This is a genomic window from Actinoallomurus acanthiterrae, from assembly GCF_054775715.1.
On the sequence record NZ_BAAHCO010000001.1, the window covers coordinates 8,883,574 to 8,900,332 of the forward strand.

Sequence of the window (16,759 nt, forward strand, 5' to 3'; positions counted from 1 at the left end):
ACAGTTCCGCGCATGTGATGGAGGTTTCATGAGCAGCGCCGACGGCGGCCCCGCCAACGAATTCGGCATCGACCCGCGCGAGGGCCTCGCCGCGGCGATGGGCGTCGAGTTCCTCGAGGCGAGCCCCGAGCGCGTCGTGGCCCGCATGCCCGTCAAGGGCAACACCCAGCCGTACGGCGTCCTGCACGGCGGCGCCTCCTGCGTGCTGGCCGAGTCCGCCGGCTCCACCGGCGCGGCCCTGCACGCCGGGCCCGACCGCATGGCCCTCGGCATCGAGATCAACGCGACCCACCACCGCGCCGCCACCAGCGGACACGTCACCGCGGTCGCCACCTGCCTGCACGCCGGGCGCACGCTGGCCAGCTACGAGATCGTCATCACCGACGAAAATGACCGCCGCGTCTGCACCGCCAGACTCACCTGCGCCATCCGCGACCGGGCATAGATTTCTCACATCTTTTGCACCAGTCACTCCAGTCTCGCTACCGTTGGAGGGCAAGGGCCCGGAGCGCTGAGTAGAAAACGTACGATCCGGTCCCGTGCAGGGCCGGGGAAGGCCTGCACGGGCCACCGGGCCGTACGGCACCAAAGGCGCTCCGGGCTCATTCACGTCTCGATTCGGCCACAGGCGTTCTACGCGTCGGCCACAAGGTCTTTCGCACGGCCGCCGCCACCCTTACCGTCGCGCTGTGCGCCCATTCGCGATCACACCCCGCGGCTCAGGGGGCGTCCTGACGCTCCTCACGGTGCTGGCCCTCGCCGCCGGCTGCGGTCACCCCGACCGCGACTACCGCATCCCGCCCCAGCCGCTGCCCGAGCACGAGAAGGCGCTGAGCGGCAAGACCGCAACCATCGGCGAGGTCACCTACACCGCGATCGGGCTCCGCACCAAGATCCCCGAGGTCATCGGCTCCCACGCCAGCTGGATCCCGCACGGCCAGTTCGTCCGCGTCCGCCTCCTCATGGTCGACCACGGCCGCGAACGCCACGACTTCAACCCCGGCCGCCAACTCCTCGTCACCGCCGACGGCGCCACCCATGCTCCCAGCATCGACGCCATGCAGGTCTCCCGCGCGCCCGTCGGCGTGCAGTCCATCGCCTCCCAGGAACTGCGCGCCTTCGACCTGTGGTTCGACGTGCCCACCAACAGCCGCGTCAAGGCTCTGCGGGTCTTCGGCGACCCCTCCTCGTCCCGGCTCGCCGACCAGCTCAAGGGCGCCGCCGTCGCCGGCGCCAAGAACCCCGTCGACATCCCCCTGACATGAGCAGGGGGTGGCGGCCCGCAGCGCGAGCCACCACCCCTAGCGTCCTACGGCGTGCTCACTCTGCCGGAGGAGCCGCCGCCTCCGCGCCGCCGCCCAGGTACGCCGCACGCACCTGCGGGTCGTCCAGCAGCGCGCTCGCCTCCGCCGACTTGACCACCCTGCCGGTCTCCAGGACGTACGCGCGGTGCGCGACCTGCAGCGCCTGCTGGGCGTTCTGCTCCACCAGCAGCACCGTCGTGCCCCGCCGGTTGATCTCCGTGATGATCTCGAAGATCTGCTGGATCAGCTTCGGCGCCAGACCCATCGACGGCTCGTCCAGCAGCAGCACCCTCGGCTTGGTCATCAGCGCCCGGCCGATCGCCAGCATCTGCTGCTCACCGCCGGACATCGTGCCGCCCGCCTGGTTCTTGCGCTCGGCGAGCCGCGGGAACAGGTCGTAGACCTCCTGGAGGTCCTTCTCCACCTCGTCCTTGCGCGCGAACGCGCCCATGTAGAGGTTCTCGACGACCGTCATGCCGGGGAAGATGCCACGGCCCTCGGGCGACTGCCCGATGCCCATCAGCACCCGCTTGTGCCCCGGCACCTTGCTGATGTCCTTGCCCTCGAACAGGATCTTGCCGCGCGTCAGCGAACGCAGCCCCGAGATCGTCTTCAGCGTCGTCGTCTTGCCGGCGCTGTTCGCGCCGATCAGCGTGACGACCTCGCCCTCGTCGACCTCCACGGACACGCCCTTGAGCGCCGCGATCTTGCCGTAGTGGACGTGGATGTCCTTGATCTCAAGAAGCATCGGCGGGGACCCCCAGATACGCCTCGATGACCCGCTGGTTGTTCTGGATCTCGGCCGGCAGACCCTCAGCGATCTTCTGGCCGAAGTCCAGCACGGCGATCCGGTCACTGATGCCCATGATCAGGCTCATGTCGTGCTCGATCAGCAGCACCGTGCGCCCGGTGTCCCGGATCTTGCGGATCAGCCCCTGCAACTGCTCCTTCTCCGTCGGGTTCATCCCGGCGGCCGGCTCGTCCAGCAGCAGCAGCTTCGGCTCCGTCGCCAGCGCACGCGCGATCTCCAGCCGCCGCTGGTCGCCGTACGGAAGGTTCTTCGCCGTCTCCTCCATCCGCTGGCCGATCCCGACGAACTCCATCAGCTCACGGGCCTTCTCCCGGCCATCGCGCTCCTCACGGCGGTGCCACGGCAGACCCAGCGCCGCCGAGGCGATCCCGGCGCGGTGATGCGCGTCCGCGCCCACCATGACGTTCTCCAGCGCCGACATGTTGTGGAACAGCCGGACGTTCTGGAACGTACGCGCCACACCGCGCTTCGTGACCTGATACCGCTTCTTGCCGTCGATCCGGCCACCGTCGAAGACCACCTGGCCCTCGGTCGGCCGGTACACGCCGGTGACGACGTTGAACACCGTCGTCTTGCCGGCGCTGTTCGGGCCGATCAGCGCGAAGATCTCACCCTCGTTGATCGTCAGGTTGAGATCGTTGATCGCGACGACGCCGCCGAAGCGCATCGTGATGCCGCGGAGATCCAGGACCGGCGTACCGGCACTCTTCGCCGTCGGCACGGCTGCCGTCTCGCTCATTCGGCCCCCTCACCCGCTCCGACGGTCACCGGACCGCCGACCTCGGCACCCATGCTGCCCATGCCGCCCTCACCCTCGGCGAGCTCCGCCTTACGGCGCCGCGACGGCCACAGACCCTCCGGCCGGAAGACCATCAGGAGGACCAGCACCCCACCGAACACCAGCACCCGGTACTCCTGCAGGCCACGGATCCGCTCCGGGATCCACGCCACCAGGAACGCGCCCAGCATGACGCCGGGCAGGTTGCCCGAACCACCGAGGACCACCGCCGCCAGGATCGTCGCCGACAGGATGAACGGGAAGTTCGTCGGAATGATCGACACCGCCTGCGACGCGTACACCACGCCGCTCGCGCCACCGATCGCCGCACCGATCGCGAACGCCGCCAGCTTGAACTTGAACGTCGGAACGCCCATCAGCTCGGCCGCGTCCTCATCCTCCCGGATCGACGCCCACGCCCGGCCCACCCGGCTGTTCTCCAGCCGCTTGACGAAAACGATCGCCACGACGATCAGGACCAGCATCAGGTAGTAGTACGGCTTGCCGTCCAGCGCGCCGTACTTGAACGGCTGCACCCCGCCGATCCCGATCGCGTCGAACAACCCGTTGTCCGGGATCGTCCACTCGGTCAGCGTCGGCGGATGCGGAATGCCACCGATGCCGTTCGGGCCACCGATGTAGTTCCAGTTGTTCGCCGTGATCCGGACGATCTCTCCGAACCCGAGCGTCACGATCGCCAGATAGTCACCGCGCAGCCGCAGCGTCGGAGCGCCCAGGAGGATGCCCGACAGCGCCGACAGCAGCACGCCGAGGACCAGGATCTCCCAGAAATCCAAGCCGGCCTTCGTCCCGAGCATGGCCATCGCGTAGCCACCGATCGCGAAGAACGCCACATAGCCCAGGTCCAGCAGACCCGCCTGACCCACCACCACGTTCAGGCCGATCGCCAGCAGGATGTACCCGCCGATCGGGAAGAACAGCAGCGTCGGCCAGTCCGTGTACGGCGACATGAAGCTGCCGATGCCGTCCGCCGGCAGAATGATCGCTACGACGATCAGCAGCAGGTAGACCACCCAGCGCGCCCAGCGCGGAGCGGACGCCCACCGATCACGGATCGAATCAGAGAAGGACGAGTACCCGTCCCGCGCACGGGCGAGCGGGTTTCGGTTGGTCGAATCGTTCATGCGCGCGCCTGCTGGAGAGACTCACCGAGAATGCCGGTGGGACGGAACATGAGGACAAGCACCAGAACGCTGAACGCCACGACGTTCTGCCATTCGGAGCCGAAGACCGCGGCGCCCCACATCTCGACGACGCCGAGCACGATACCGCCGACCAGCGCACCGCGGAGATTGCCGATACCGCCCAGCACCGCGGCCGTGAACGCCTTGATGCCCAGGAGGAAGCCGACATCGAACTTCGTCTCCTCGATCCGCAGCATGTACAGCGCCGCCGCCACGCCGGCCATGGCACCGCCGAGGGCGAACGTCGCGGTCACGATGCGGTCGATGTTCACGCCCATCAGCACCGCCGTCTCCGGGTCCTGCGCCGTCGCGCGGATCCCACGGCCGAGCTTCGTCCGGTTCACGAACAGATCGAGCGCGACCATCATGAGAACCGCACCGACGATCACGATGAACCGGTCGTTGGCCACCTCGAAGCTACCGATGTGGATCACATCGCTCCGGTGCACGAAGTGCCCCTGAACCGGCAGCGCGCCCTTCTCCTTCGGCAGATTGAACGCCTTCGGGACCACCAGCCGCGCGAACAGCTGCTGCAGGAACAGCGACGCGCCGATCGCCGAGATCAGCGCCGCGAGCCGCGACGCCCCGTGCCGCCGCAACGGCCGGTACGCCACGTACTCGAGGATCACCGCGCTGCCGCCCGACGCGACACCGCCCACCACCGCGAGCGCCAGCACCAGGCCCACCAGGGCGAAACCGCCCACATTGGAGGGCATGCCGAACGCGTGCAGGGCCCCCAGGACCGCGAACGTCCCGATCATGAAGATCTCGGAGTGCGCGAAGTTGATGAGGCGCAGAACGCCGTAGACCATCGTGTAGCCGAGCGCCACCAGCGCGTAGATCGCGCCCAGCGCCAGCCCATCAATGGTGTACGGCCAGAATTGACTGAAGAGATTGTTCAATGTCGTCGCCTTTGCCGCAGGGGCGGGAGCGCACGTGTCGCTCCCGCCCCTACGCGTATCTCAAGGCCGCCGTCTGGCAGGCGGACTACTTGACCGTCGCGTTCTTGGCGTTGCCCAGCAGCGGAAGCTGGTCGCCCTTGACCTGGTAGACGTAGACATCCGTCGCGGTCGGCTCACCGGTGCTGCTGAACTTGATCTGCTTCGACACACCCGGCACGTCGATCTTCGACAGGTAGTCGTTGATCTTCTCCGGCGTCGTGTTGCCGGCCTTGACCGCCGAGATGAACGCGGTGGCCGCGTCGTAGCCCTCCGCCGAGTAGATCGCCGGGTCCGCGTTGAACTTGGCCTTGTAGTCATCGGCGAACTTCTTGCTGGCCGCGCTCGCCGTACCACTCGGGTCGATCAGGCACGGGCAGCCGATGACCGAACCGTCGGCGTTCGTACCGCCGGCGCCCTGCGGCAGACCCTTGTCCAGCGAACCGTCACCGGACAGGAAGCGCCCCTTCACGCCGCCCTCACGCAGCTGCTTGATCAGCTTGCCGCCCTGGGCGTAGTAGCCACCGAAGAAGATCGCGTCCGGGTTGAAAGCCTTGACCTTGTTGACCGTCGCGCCGTAGTCCGAGGCCTGGATGTCGATCGAGTCCGTGGAGGTCTGCGCGCCGGCCTTCTCCACCGTGGACTTCACCGTCGCGGCGAGCGGCTTACCGTACTCGGAGGCGTCGTCGATGATGAAGACCTTCTTGGCCTTCAGCGAGTTGGCGATGAACCCGCCGATGCCCGTGCCCTGCACGTTGTCGTTGCCGATGACGCGGTGCCAGAACTTCCAGCCGTGCGTCGCCAGCGCCGCGTTGGTCGCCGAGGACGAGATGTTCGGGACCTTGCCCTCCTCCAGCACCGGGTCGGCCTGGGCCGACTCGCCGGAGAACGTCGGGCCGATCAGACCGGCGATCTTGTCCTTGGTGATGGCCTGCTTGGCCAGCGGCACGGCCTGCTCGCCCTTGCCCTGGCTGTCGTAGGTCTTGAGGGTGATCTTGACCTTCGGGCTCGTCGCGTTGTACTGGTCGATCGCCAGCTGAGCGCCCTGCTTGGGCGGAATGACGAGACCGGAGTTCTCACCGGTCAGGTCACCCATGAACCCGATCGTGACGCTGTCTCCACCGCCACTCTTCGACTTGCCACCACACGCGGACGCGCCGAGCGCGAGTGTCGCGCTCGCCGCCACCACGCCGACAACCGTAAAAAATCTGCTCCGCAAGGTAGCTGTCCTTCCGTCCGAATCGGCCTGTATCAGGCACGTCTAGGCACCCAGGTCGTGGACTCGGTCCGGGAGAAATTGCACGTTTCCTGGGGGCTCGGTGGGTAGTACACCGAGCAGCCCCCTAAGAGCAGTAGTCCCCCAGCTAGGGTGTTACTGCTTCGTTACTGGTCCGTGCCCTAAAACACCAGTTTCCGTTACGGACGGCTACGCAGCGTAGCAGTGCAGGTCACCGTATTTCAGCCCTGTTACGGACACGCGGCGCTCCACTATTCGGTCGTCCGACCCGAGTCCTCGCCCGCACTCCCCGCCCCCGCGATGACCACCTCCGCCACGGCCCGCATCGTCAGCCGGCGGTCCATCGAGGTCTTCTGGATCCAGCGGAACGCCTCCGGCTCCGACCACCCGTGCGCGCTCTGCAGCAGCCCCTTGGCCCGATCGACCAGCTTCCGGGTCTCCAGCCGGTCCTCCAGGGAGCTCACCTCGGCCTCGAGGCTCTTGATCTCCTGGAACCGGCTCACCGCCATCTCGATCGCGGGCACCAGATCCGCCTTCGTGAACGGCTTCACGAGATAGGCCATGGCTCCGGCCTCGCGCGCCCTCTCGACCAGCTCCCGCTGGGAGAACGCCGTCAGAATGACCACCGGCGCGACCCGCTCGGCGGCGATCCGCTCCGCCGCCGAGATCCCGTCCAGGATCGGCATCTTCACGTCGAGGATCGTCAGATCCGGCACGAGCTCCATGGTCAGGCGGACGGCCGTCTCCCCGTCCCCGGCCTCACCGACGACCTCGTAGCCGTCTTCTTCCAGCATCTCTTTGAGGTCGAGCCTGATCAGGGCCTCGTCCTCAGCGATCACAACTCGACGCGCGCTCTCGGTCACGCGCACGAGCGTACCCGGACCCGCTACCCTGGTATCCGCCGCGGTCTGCGGAAGCGGTCCAGGTAGGCTTTAGCCTCTAACTGAATGTCCGATAAATGCCCCGGTACTCCAATTGGCATGAGAGGGCGGATTCAAAACCCGTACAGTGTGGGTTCGAGTCCCACCCGGGGCACCAAAGAAAACCGCCGTCCGTCACGGACGGCGGTTTTGTCGTAGCCCAGTGCAACACTGCGCTGCATGTACGACAGGCAAATCGTCGATCAAGCCCTCACCCTCGTTCGGCAAGGGTTCTCCGATCGTAAAGTGGCTGAGATGTGCGGCGTCTCCGTCGGCGCCGTCCGCCACTGGAAGTACGGCAATCGCCGTGCCAACTCGAACGTGGACCCGAGGGGGACATGTCCGCGGTGCAGCGACCGTCCGCTCGATCGCCGGGCCTACGCCTACTTACTTGGGCTCTACCTCGGTGACGGCCACATCGCCCATCACCGCCGCGAGGTGCTCCGTCTGACCATCGCCTGCTGCGATGACTGGCCGGGGTTGATGGACCTGGCCGCCGAGGCGGTCGCGGCGGTGATGCCCCATTCTTCGGTGGGCCGCCTTCAGCGAACCGGGTGCACTCTGGTCAACAGTTACTCGAAGCACTGGGCGTGCCTCTTCCCTCAGCACGGGCCCGGGATGAAGCACACGCGGAAGATCGCGCTGGAGTCGTGGCAAGAGGAAATCGTCGCGGAGTTCACCGAGGAGTTCGTACGCGGGCTGATCCACTCGGACGGATGCCGGTCGATGAATCGTGTACGGCGGCCGCTCAAGGACGGTGATCGATGGTACGAATACCCCCGGTACACCTTCGTCAATGAGTCGGCCGACATCCGCGAGCTCTTCACCGAGGCGCTCGACCGGCTTGGGATCGACTGGAAGCAGTCCAACCGCAAGACCATCTCCGTCGCGCGAAGGGAGGCGGTGGCGCGGTTGGACGGGTTCGTGGGGCCGAAGTACTGATCAGCCGGCGGCGTGGCGGATGAAGAATTCCTTTTCGGCGTCCGGTGCGCTGAGGACCGAGCCGGGGACGGCCGGGTCGCGGTGTTCGGCCTTGAGGTCCTCGGGGTCGGGGCGTTTCGGGAGGTCGCTCCAGCGGGCGGAGCGCGGGGGCTGTGCGTCGTCCTGCGGTTCGCGGTCTTCGCTCATGTTCCCAGCATGCCGCGCGCCCGGGCGGGGGGCAAAGCCCGGTGTCCGGCTGGACGCGGTCGCCGCCGACCGGTTGATCGCGATCAGTAGTGCGGGTCTTCGCTGAAGCCGTAGTGGACGGTGTCCGGGCCGAGGGAGAGCCAGGACAGCGCGGGGCGGCCGGGTGGCAGGGGTGTGCTCTTCAGCGGTGGGATCGAGAACGCCGACCAGTCGACGCGAGGGGCCGCGTCGGGGGCGATCCGTAGGTACGGGATGAGGTCGAGGTCGCCGTGGTCATGGCCCGCGTCGTACACCGACAGGGTGAGGCACTCCGGCGGCTGGTCGTCGTCGGGCGCGTCTCCGTGGAAGGGGTCGCCGCGCAGGTGGCGGAACATGCCGTCGCAGGCCCAGCGCAGTTCGGCGGGGTCGGAGGTCATCAGCCGGCTGAACGCGTTGGTGCCGTAGTTGTCGGCCATCCGCCCGAATTCCAGGACGTACCAGCCGTACCGGCCTTCGGACGGGAGTTCTCCCGGCGGGTCGTCAGGGTGCCGGGGCGGTATGGCGCCCGACTTCGTCCATTCGGGGCGCAGTGTGGTGAATCGGCGTAGCCACTGGGCGGCTTCTGATGATCCGTTCCAGCGCAGGGCGTCGGCGAGTTCCATGGCGAGCAGTGCGTCCGAGGGGTCGAGTTCGGCGGCGCGGCGGGCCGCTGTGAGGAGGCGGTCCAGGAGGGCACGGCCGGTCGTGTCGGATTCGGGCAGGGGCGGCTCGTGTCGTCGGCTCTCGTCGAGGTGGTGCGCCCATGGGCCCTTGTGCACGGCGACCAGGGTGGCGGCGGCCGGCTCGTCGGCGGGGTCGAGGGCGAGGAGGTGCTCCAGCAGGCGGACCGCCTCGTCGTGGCGGCGGGTGATGGCCGCCTGCCAGATGTCGTCGGGGTCGTTCTCGTCGGTGTCGATCTCGTCCACCCAGACGGTGCCCCAGGGGTCGTGCCGGCGCATCATCTCGAGCTGCCGGTCCAGGAGGGATGCGAGGAGCAGCGCCGCCGTACGGTGGTCGGGGTCGAGGTGGAGTGCGCGCCGGAGCCATGGCTCGGCGACCGAGACGTAGTCCTCGCCGGGTGTGTCGGTGGGCAGCCAGGCGTGTGCGTCGAGGCACAGCAGCCGTCCCAGGGTCGCGGCGGCGGCCGCGTGGCCGTGCTCGGCCGCCGCGCGCAGGGGCTCTTTCGCCGCGTCGTACCGGCCTTGGTCGAGGAGTGCGACGCCCTGGTCGAACTCCGCCTGTGCGTCGATCCCCGGTGGCATGTCCCGGGAGCCTACCGATCGGCCGGGGCCGATTCTCCCGGATTGATCATTTACGCGCCACGTGGTGAGCGGCCGGTAGCCGTGGTCGCGGCGTCCGGTCGGTGCGGGTCATCGCTTCCCTGTGGGGGCGGTGGCCCGCACTCGGCCGGTCCGGTGTCAGGACGCCGGGTGGGTGGCGATGGCGTCGCCGATGCGGTGGACGCGCAGGGCGTTGGTGGAGCCGGGGGTGCCGGGGGGCGAGCCGGCGACGATGACGACGCGGTCGCCCTTCTGGAGGCGGCCGGCGTCGAGGACGGCGGCTTCGACCTGGCGGACCATGTCGTCGGTGTGGAAGACCTCGGGGACGATGAAGGTCTCGACGCCCCAGACGAGGGCCAGCTGGCTGCGGGTCTCGGCGCGGGCGGTGAAGGCCAGGAGGGGGATCGGCGAGCGGTAGCGGGACAGGCGCCGCGCGGTCTCGCCGGACATGGTGAAGGCGACGAGGGCCTTGGCGCCGACGGTGGCGCCGACCTCGGCGGCGGCGCGGGCGATGGCGCCGCCGACGGTCTCGGGGACGCGGTCCAGGGAGTGGCTGGCGCGGAGGGTGTGCTCTTCGGCGGCGCAGACGATGCGGCCCATGGTCTGGACGGACTCGATGGGGTAGTCGCCGACGCTGGTCTCGCCGGAGAGCATGACGGCGTCGGCGCCTTCGAAGACGGCGTTGGCGACGTCGGAGGTCTCGGCGCGGGTGGGGCGGGGCGCGCTGATCATCGATTCGAGCATCTGGGTGGCGACGATGACCGGGCGGGCCTTCTCGCGGGTGAGCTCGATGGCGCGTTTCTGGACGATGGGGACCTGTTCGAGGGGGAGCTCGACGCCGAGGTCGCCGCGGGCGACCATGATGCCGTCGAAGGCTTCGACGATCTCTTCGAGGTGGTCGACGGCCTGCGGCTTCTCGACCTTGGCGAGGAGGGGGACGGTGCGTCCTTCCTCTTCCATGATGCGGCGGGCGGTCTCGGCGTCGGCGGGGCTGCGCACGAAGGACAGGGCGACCATGTCGACGCCGAGGCGGAGGGCGAAGCGGAGGTCGTCCTCGTCCTTCTCGGTGAGGGCGGGGACGCTGACGGCGACGCCGGGGAGGTTGAGGCCCTTGTGGTCGGAGACCATGCCGCCGACGAGGACGCGGGTGCGGACGCGGGGGCCGTCGACGGCGGTGACGTTGAGGACGACGCGGCCGTCGTCGATGAGGATGGTGTCACCGGGGGCGACGTCGCCGGGGAGTCCGCCGTAGGTGGTGGAGACCTCGCTGCGGTCGCCGGGGACGTCCTCGGTGGTGACGGTGAACTCGTCGCCGAGGGTGAGGCGGACGGGTCCGTCGGCGAATCGGCCGAGCCGGATCTTGGGGCCTTGGAGGTCGGCGAGGATGCCGACGCTGTGTCCGGTGGCGTTGGAGGCCTCCCGGAGATACCCGTAGACCTCTTCGTGCTGCTCCTGCGTGCCGTGGCTCATGTTGAGCCGGGCGACGTCGATCCCCGCCTCGACGAGGGCGTGGATGCGTTCCTTGCTGGAACAGGCGGGACCTATCGTGCTGACGATCTTTGCTCGGCGACTCACGCTACAACCCTAGGTAGTTACTGGTCAGTACGCGCATTCGTGCAGGTCGGCGTTGCCCAGTGTTCACGTATTGGTCTAGACCGAAGGGGCCGACAGTGGCCCCTTCCGCCATTAAGGAGGGTATGACGGGATACGCCGGGCGGCAGCCGGATCGGGAAGTCGGATCGGCGCGCGCGTGGACTCGGACGGCCGACGCGCCGTACGTCCTCGGCGTTCCGGCCGATGACCTGCGCGATCGCGTAGCCGTGCCGGGCCGGTCCGGGTGCCGTCTCAGGCGGCGAAGGTCTCGACGAGTTCCTGGCAGAAGGCCTTCAGGTCGTCGGGTTTGCGGCTGGTGACCAGCGTGTTGGAGCCGGCGGTGCAGCGGGTCACCTCCTGGTCGACCCAGGTGCCGCCCGCGTTGCGGATGTCGGTCTTCAGGCTGGGCCAGGAGGTGAGGGTGCGGCCTCGTACGACGTCGGCTTCGACGAGGGTCCACGGTGCGTGGCAGATGGCGGCGACGGGCTTGGCGTGGTCGAAGAAGCCCTTGGCGAAGGCGACGGCCTTGTCGTGCGTGCGGAGGAAGTCGGGGTTGGCGACGCCGCCGGGCAGGACGAGCGCGTCGAAGTCGTCGGCGGAGACCTCGTCGACGGTGGCGTCGACAGGGAAGGTGTCGGCCTTCTCGAGGTGGTCGCGGGCCTGGACCCGGCCGCCCTCGGTGGAGACGAGGCGCGGCGTGCCGCCGGCCTGCTCGACCGCCTTCCAGGGCTCGGTGAGCTCGACCTGTTCGATCCCGTCAGGGGCGACGAGGAAGGCGATGGTCTTGCCTTGCAGGTTGGTGCTCATGGGCCGGTACCTCTCGGGATGGTGCTTTCTGGCCGTGCGTGAGGAGCCCTGCCCGTGATCTGGGCCGGTATGCACCCTCGGCTGTGAGGTTCCGTACGGCTCGTTCGTGCGGGCGGGCTCGCGCGTACGGCGATGATCCACGGCTAATCACGGATGGCCGCTATAGGTCCTTTTCTGGCCTGATACGGCCATGACTCTCGGTGTTGCTGTTTGTCGGGGTTAACGTTTCCGTCGCATGATCATCGACAGCCATTAGTCCGTTCACGTTGCGTCCGGCCCTCGCGTATGGGCATTTTCTATTTGTCTTTTCCTGGTCCTCGGTCCGACGGGAGCGTGTCAGATGCCCGAACTCACCCGCCGCCGCCTGTTCAGTTCGGCGGGAGCGATGGCCGCGGCGGCGTTCGCCGCGGAGTTCCTGCCGCCGAATGTGAGGCGGGCGATGGCGGAGACGCCGTCACCGGAAAAAGGGCGTCTCACGGACATCAAGCACGTCGTCGTCTTGATGCAGGAGAATCGCTCGTTCGACCATTATTTCGGAACCCTGCCGGGAGTGCGCGGCTTCTCGGACCCGGCGGCGATCAAGCTGAGCACCGGCCGGCCGGTGTTCTACCAGCCGGACTCGCTCAACCCGGCGGGCTACCTGCTGCCGTTCCACCTGGACACGCGGACGACGAACGCGCAGGCGATCCCGTCGACGAGTCATGCCTGGAAGGTGCAGCACCAGGCGTGGAACAACGGGAAGATGGACAACTGGCTTCCGGCGCACCGGACGGCCGACGGGGACAACGGCCCGTACGTGATGGGGCATTACACCCGCGCGGACATTCCTTTCCATTTCGCCTTGGCCGAGTCGTTCACGATCTGCGACAACTATTTCTGCTCGGTGCTGGGGCCGACGTGGCCGAACCGGCTGTACCTGATGAGCGGCACCATCGACCCGGGCGGAACGCTGGGCGGCCCGGTCATCAGCAACCGGGATGCAACCCCCTACCGATGGAAGACATATCCGGAGGCGCTCACCGAAGCAGGCGTCGAGTGGAGGGTCTACCAGGAGGTCGACAATTACGGCTGCAACGTTCTGGAGTACTTCGATGCGTTCCAGAACGCCACGCCCGATTCGCCGTTGTTCCGCAACGGGCTGCGCACGTACGAGGCGGGCCGGTTCGAATACGACGCGACCCACGACCGGCTTCCGACGGTCTCGTGGATCATCCCGACGAGTTACCAGTCGGAGCACCCGGACTACACCCCGGCGGCCGGCGCCGACTACGTGGCCAGCAAGATCGACGCGATCGCGTCCAACCCGGACGTGTGGCGCAAGACGCTGTTCATCCTGAACTACGACGAGAACGACGGGCTGTTCGACCACGTGCCTCCCCCGGTGCCTCCGGCGGGGACGCCGGACGAGTTCGTCCTGGGCCTGCCGATCGGGGGCGGCTTCCGCGTGCCGTGCCTCCTCGTGTCGCCCTGGACGCAGGGCGGCTGGGTGGCCCGCGAGCCGTTCGACCACACGTCGACGCTCCGCCTGCTGGAGCGCCTGACCGGGGTCAAGGTGCCGAATCTCAGCGCGTGGCGGCGGCAGGCGTTCGGGGACCTGACGTCCGCGCTGGGGATGGCGGCCCACGGCCGTCCGCCGCGCCTTCCACAGACGAAGAAGGACCTGGCGCAGGCGGTGGAGGCGGTCGAGCGGTTGCCGGCGCCGCAGTTCCCCGGAGCCGTACAGACCCCGCCCCAGCAGGAGAAGGGTTCCCGGCCTCGGCCTCGCGGCTGAGCCCGGCGGACGGGAAGGAGTTTCACCGTGCCGAAGAACATCTCACGGCGGCGTCTGCTCCTGGCGGCGGGAGGCGCCGCGGGTCTGGTCGTCCTCACCGTGCCCGCCGGTTCCGCGCTCGGGCTGTCCGGGCAGGGCCCACGGCCGCGGCCGGGCAACACCGCCCCGGGCGGCGCGAAGTGGGAGCCGTCGCGCGTGCAGCCGCAGGCCAGGCGTGCGACGGGCCCGTACCTCGCGTACGTGGCGCTGGCCGGCGGGTACAACGTGTCCACCGTGGACGTGGCGGCCCACCGGATCGTGGCGAGCAACATCGACACCGACGCGGCGCAGGGCGTGGCGGCGACGCCGGACGGCACGAAGCTGTACGTCGCCGACACCGGCCAGTACGACGTGCTCGTCGTCGATCCGGCCAGTGGCTCGGAGCGGCCGCTGCGCGTGGGCCCGTACCCCCGGGACGTGGCGGTCTCCCCGGACGGGACGAAGGTGTACGCGACGGTCACCGGAGGTGACACGGGGAGGGGCGGCGCGGACACCGTCGCGGTGATCGACACGCGGACCGACACGGTCGTGCGGAGCATCCGGGTCGGGACCGCTCCCCGTCAGGTGGTGTTCGCGGCGGACGGCGCGCGGGCGTACGTGACGTACGACGCGGGTGTGGCGGTGCTGGACGCCCGGACCGACCGGGTGGTCCGCAGGATCCGCGACGCTGCGGGCCCGCAGGGGATCGCCGTGGACCACGCGGGCCGGACGCTGTACGTGACGAATCCCCGGGCGGACACGGTGTCGGTGCTCGACGCGGCGAGCGGCCGCGAGCGCGCCCGGATCCGCGTCGGTGATGAGCCGTGGGGCGTGCAGGTCACGCCGGACGGCGCCAAGGCCTACGTGAGCCGGATGAACGCCAACGCTGTCGCGGTGGTCGACACGGCGACGCGGAAGGTGCGGCGTACGGTCGCGGTCGGGAAGCTGCCGTCCAGGGTGGCGATCACTCCGGATGGCACGGAGGCGTGGGTCGGCAACGTCTTCTCCGGCAGCGTCTCGGTGATCAGCACGGCGTCGGACGCGGTGATCGCGACGGTCGTGGGCGGTACGGGCACGAAGCCGCTGGACGGGGCGCCGCTCGGCATCGCCTTCGCCAAGGCCCCCGGTTGAAGGTCGTCCGCTCCCCCGGCCCGGCGTGGGCGACCGGCCGGGTCAGCCGTCGGCGAGGACGGCCTGGATCTCCAGCCCGATCTCGATCTCGTCCCCGAGGACGACGCGGTCTCCCTGGAGCGGGAGGTTGAACTGGATGCCGAAGTCCGATCGCAGGATCCGCGTGGAGGCGGTGAACCCGGCCCGCAGGCCGCCCCAGGGATCGACGCCGGTGCCGTGGAACTCGGTGATGAGTTGGACCGGGCGGGTGACGCCCCGGATGGTCAGGTCGCCGTCGACGCCGTAGCGGGGATGGCGGGCGCGGCGGCCGGTCCTGGCCGGGGCGATTCCGGTGGCGGCGAACGTCATGACGGGGTGGTTCGCCACATCCATGATCTCGGAGGAGCGGATGTGGGCGTCGCGTTCGGCGTTGCGGGTGTCGATGGACTCGATGGCGATCTCGGCGCTCGCGGTGGAGAGGAAGGGATCGTCGGCGATCTCGATGTTCCCGCCGAACTCGGTGAAGCTTCCTCGCACCGTCGTCATGAGGTGCCGGACGTTGAAGGTGATCTCCGAATGCGCCGGGTCGATGGTCCAGATCCCGGCGGTCAAACCGGGATGTACGGCCGTCTCGGTCATCTCACTCCCCCGGGCTCCGCCTCGTCGAACTACGCATGAGCGCCCAAGGTAGTCGAATGATGCACAAATCGCACATCGTGGCAGGTGAGACGGAGCCGGACGGCCGAGTATGGCCGCCGTTCCCGGTGAACGGTCACGGCGGCCGGACGGCCCTCAGTCCTTGCGGACGTCTCCCCAGTCGGCACTCTCGTCGAGCTTCTCGAACGGCTGGGTGAGGCTGTACCAGTTGCCCGAGTCGTCGCGGAAGATGGCCTCGATGCCGTACGGGCGCCGCTGCGGCTCGTGAATGAACTCGACGCCCTTCGCGACCAGTGCCCGGTGTTCGGCCACGCAGTCGTCGGTGGTGAACGCCCCGGCGCCGAGGACGCCCTTCGCGATGAGGGCCTTGAGCTGCTCGGCGGACTCCGCGTCAAGCGACGGCGGTCCGGGGATCATGAGGGTGAGGTCCAGCTCCGGCTGGTCCTTCGCGCCCACCGTGACCCAGCGCATGCCGCCCTCGCCGAGGGTCATGTCGTTGCGGAGCTCGAGGCCCAGCTTCTCGGTGAAGAACTCCTTCGCCGAGTCCTGGTCGAGCACCCAGATCGTGGCCAGGCCAAGTCCGGTGATCATGGCTTCGCTCCTTCGCGTGAGGTGACGAGACTCACCGTACGGAACGGCGCTGAACTGCGGATTCTCGAATGTTGCTCAGTCGGCGCGGAAGCCGCCGGCCCACAGCAGGACGAAGCAGCCGGGGATCGGCGCGGGGGCGGACCGGTGTGCCTGCGCCCGGAACTCGCTCGGCGTCATGCCGACCTGCCGCCGGAAGCGGGTGCAGAAGGTCCCAAGGCTGGTGAAGCCGACGAGCATGCAGATCTCGGTGACGGTCAGGTTGGCCGAGCGCAGCAGGTCCTGCGCGCGCTCGATCCGGCGCCGGGTGAGGTACTGGCCGGGCGTCTCGCCGTACGCGTCCCGGAACCGCCGTACGAAGTGGTAGCGGGAGTAGCCGGCGTGCGCGGCCACCGCGTCCAGGTTGAGCGGCTCGGACCAGTCGCGGTCCATGAGGTCCTTGGCGAGCCGCAGCCGCCGCAGCACCACGAGGTCCACCGGCCGCGCCGGGCCGGCGCATGCCGTCCGCCGCTTGGCAGCCGCGACGCGTCAGCCCTGGCAGGACCGGTCTCCATGCCTCCCGATCCTGCCACAGCACCAGCGCGCCGTACGGACGA

Annotated in this window: 18 protein-coding genes and 1 tRNA gene; 6 read left to right on the top strand and 13 right to left on the bottom strand. The window is 68.7% G+C overall.

The window, feature by feature from the left end:
• The first annotated feature begins 28 nt into the window (after nt 1-28).
• Nucleotides 29-445: a PaaI family thioesterase gene (locus tag ACYVF7_RS41770; RefSeq protein ID WP_460351523.1), complete on the top strand. Its 417-nt coding sequence runs from the start codon at nt 29-31 to the stop codon at nt 443-445.
• 244 nt (nt 446-689) lie between these two features.
• Nucleotides 690-1,265, top strand: coding sequence for a DUF4352 domain-containing protein (locus tag ACYVF7_RS41775; RefSeq protein ID WP_460351524.1), 576 nt, complete (start codon nt 690-692; stop codon nt 1,263-1,265).
• Nucleotides 1,266-1,320: 55 nt separating this feature from the next.
• On the opposite strand, the gene ACYVF7_RS41780 is transcribed toward ACYVF7_RS41775, so the two are convergent.
• From ACYVF7_RS41780 to ACYVF7_RS41805, 6 genes are all read right to left on the bottom strand, one after another.
• Entirely contained in the window at nt 1,321-2,052 is a 732-nt protein-coding gene (locus tag ACYVF7_RS41780; protein WP_460351525.1) for an ABC transporter ATP-binding protein, read from the bottom strand.
• Nucleotides 2,042-2,854 carry an ABC transporter ATP-binding protein gene (locus ACYVF7_RS41785; protein WP_460351526.1) on the bottom strand — a complete coding sequence of 271 codons (813 nt, stop codon included), beginning with the start codon at nt 2,852-2,854 and terminating at the stop codon, nt 2,042-2,044. The genes ACYVF7_RS41780 and ACYVF7_RS41785 overlap by 11 nt, the downstream gene beginning before the upstream one ends.
• Nucleotides 2,851-4,038 (bottom strand): branched-chain amino acid ABC transporter permease, encoded by a 1,188-nt coding sequence (locus tag ACYVF7_RS41790; protein WP_460351527.1) that lies wholly within the window; start codon nt 4,036-4,038, stop codon nt 2,851-2,853. The genes ACYVF7_RS41785 and ACYVF7_RS41790 overlap by 4 nt, the downstream gene beginning before the upstream one ends.
• Entirely contained in the window at nt 4,035-5,000 is a 966-nt protein-coding gene (locus ACYVF7_RS41795; RefSeq protein WP_460351528.1) for a branched-chain amino acid ABC transporter permease, read from the bottom strand. The genes ACYVF7_RS41790 and ACYVF7_RS41795 overlap by 4 nt, the downstream gene beginning before the upstream one ends.
• Nucleotides 5,001-5,085: 85 nt before the next feature.
• A complete protein-coding gene (locus tag ACYVF7_RS41800; protein ID WP_460351529.1) occupies nt 5,086-6,225 on the bottom strand; it encodes a branched-chain amino acid ABC transporter substrate-binding protein in 1,140 nt (379 codons plus the stop codon).
• 299 nt (nt 6,226-6,524) lie between these two features.
• Nucleotides 6,525-7,142 (bottom strand): ANTAR domain-containing response regulator, encoded by a 618-nt coding sequence (locus ACYVF7_RS41805; RefSeq protein WP_460351530.1) that lies wholly within the window; start codon nt 7,140-7,142, stop codon nt 6,525-6,527.
• 91 nt (nt 7,143-7,233) lie between these two features.
• Here ACYVF7_RS41805 and ACYVF7_RS41810 point away from each other — a divergent pair.
• Nucleotides 7,234-7,311 (top strand) — tRNA-Leu (locus ACYVF7_RS41810).
• 137 nt (nt 7,312-7,448) lie between these two features.
• Complete coding sequence (locus tag ACYVF7_RS41815) at nt 7,449-8,135, top strand: helix-turn-helix domain-containing protein (RefSeq protein WP_460358405.1); 687 nt, start codon at nt 7,449-7,451, stop codon at nt 8,133-8,135.
• Here the strand turns inward: ACYVF7_RS41815 and ACYVF7_RS41820 are convergent, their stop codons facing one another.
• The 4 genes from ACYVF7_RS41820 to ACYVF7_RS41835 form a co-directional block, all read right to left on the bottom strand.
• Nucleotides 8,136-8,321 (bottom strand): hypothetical protein, encoded by a 186-nt coding sequence (locus tag ACYVF7_RS41820; RefSeq protein WP_460351531.1) that lies wholly within the window; start codon nt 8,319-8,321, stop codon nt 8,136-8,138.
• 83 nt (nt 8,322-8,404) lie between these two features.
• Nucleotides 8,405-9,601, bottom strand: a complete 1,197-nt coding sequence (locus ACYVF7_RS41825; RefSeq protein ID WP_460351532.1) for a hypothetical protein — start codon at nt 9,599-9,601, stop codon at nt 8,405-8,407.
• 156 nt (nt 9,602-9,757) lie between these two features.
• Complete coding sequence (pyk, locus tag ACYVF7_RS41830; protein WP_360878613.1) at nt 9,758-11,194, bottom strand: pyruvate kinase; 1,437 nt, start codon at nt 11,192-11,194, stop codon at nt 9,758-9,760.
• A 270-nt stretch (nt 11,195-11,464) separates the two neighbouring features.
• Nucleotides 11,465-12,019, bottom strand: a complete 555-nt coding sequence (locus ACYVF7_RS41835) for a type 1 glutamine amidotransferase domain-containing protein (RefSeq protein ID WP_460351533.1) — start codon at nt 12,017-12,019, stop codon at nt 11,465-11,467.
• A 340-nt stretch (nt 12,020-12,359) separates the two neighbouring features.
• Here ACYVF7_RS41835 and ACYVF7_RS41840 point away from each other — a divergent pair, with 340 nt between their 5' ends.
• Together ACYVF7_RS41840 and ACYVF7_RS41845 are read left to right on the top strand one after the other, a co-directional pair.
• On the top strand, nt 12,360-13,790 hold the full coding sequence (locus tag ACYVF7_RS41840; protein ID WP_460351534.1) for an alkaline phosphatase family protein: 1,431 nt from the start codon (nt 12,360-12,362) through the stop codon (nt 13,788-13,790).
• A 27-nt stretch (nt 13,791-13,817) separates the two neighbouring features.
• Nucleotides 13,818-14,939: a YncE family protein gene (locus tag ACYVF7_RS41845; protein WP_460351535.1), complete on the top strand. Its 1,122-nt coding sequence runs from the start codon at nt 13,818-13,820 to the stop codon at nt 14,937-14,939.
• Nucleotides 14,940-14,981: 42 nt separating this feature from the next.
• Here ACYVF7_RS41845 and ACYVF7_RS41850 read toward each other — a convergent pair whose 3' ends face one another.
• From ACYVF7_RS41850 to ACYVF7_RS41860, 3 genes are all read right to left on the bottom strand, one after another.
• A complete protein-coding gene (locus ACYVF7_RS41850; RefSeq protein WP_460351536.1) occupies nt 14,982-15,557 on the bottom strand; it encodes a YceI family protein in 576 nt (191 codons plus the stop codon).
• Between the two features lie 153 nt (nt 15,558-15,710).
• Nucleotides 15,711-16,166, bottom strand: coding sequence for a VOC family protein (locus tag ACYVF7_RS41855; protein WP_460351537.1), 456 nt, complete (start codon nt 16,164-16,166; stop codon nt 15,711-15,713).
• Nucleotides 16,167-16,241: 75 nt separating this feature from the next.
• Nucleotides 16,242-16,640: a helix-turn-helix transcriptional regulator gene (locus ACYVF7_RS41860; protein ID WP_460351538.1), complete on the bottom strand. Its 399-nt coding sequence runs from the start codon at nt 16,638-16,640 to the stop codon at nt 16,242-16,244.
• Nucleotides 16,641-16,759: the final 119 nt, after the last annotated feature.

Bases quoted from the DNA above. Each gene is read 5' to 3' on its own strand.
- ACYVF7_RS41770 (WP_460351523.1), top strand. From the start codon at position 29: ATGAGCAGCGCCGACGGCGGCCCCGCCAACGAATTCGGCATCGACCCG.
- ACYVF7_RS41780 (WP_460351525.1), bottom strand. From the start codon at position 2,052: ATGCTTCTTGAGATCAAGGACATCCACGTCCACTACGGCAAGATCGCG.
- ACYVF7_RS41785 (WP_460351526.1), bottom strand. From the start codon at position 2,854: ATGAGCGAGACGGCAGCCGTGCCGACGGCGAAGAGTGCCGGTACGCCG.
- ACYVF7_RS41790 (WP_460351527.1), bottom strand. From the start codon at position 4,038: ATGAACGATTCGACCAACCGAAACCCGCTCGCCCGTGCGCGGGACGGG.
- ACYVF7_RS41815 (WP_460358405.1), top strand. From the start codon at position 7,449: ATGTGCGGCGTCTCCGTCGGCGCCGTCCGCCACTGGAAGTACGGCAAT.
- ACYVF7_RS41820 (WP_460351531.1), bottom strand. From the start codon at position 8,321: ATGAGCGAAGACCGCGAACCGCAGGACGACGCACAGCCCCCGCGCTCC.
- ACYVF7_RS41825 (WP_460351532.1), bottom strand. From the start codon at position 9,601: ATGCCACCGGGGATCGACGCACAGGCGGAGTTCGACCAGGGCGTCGCA.
- ACYVF7_RS41835 (WP_460351533.1), bottom strand. From the start codon at position 12,019: ATGAGCACCAACCTGCAAGGCAAGACCATCGCCTTCCTCGTCGCCCCT.
- ACYVF7_RS41840 (WP_460351534.1), top strand. From the start codon at position 12,360: ATGCCCGAACTCACCCGCCGCCGCCTGTTCAGTTCGGCGGGAGCGATG.
- ACYVF7_RS41850 (WP_460351536.1), bottom strand. From the start codon at position 15,557: ATGACCGAGACGGCCGTACATCCCGGTTTGACCGCCGGGATCTGGACC.
- ACYVF7_RS41855 (WP_460351537.1), bottom strand. From the start codon at position 16,166: ATGATCACCGGACTTGGCCTGGCCACGATCTGGGTGCTCGACCAGGAC.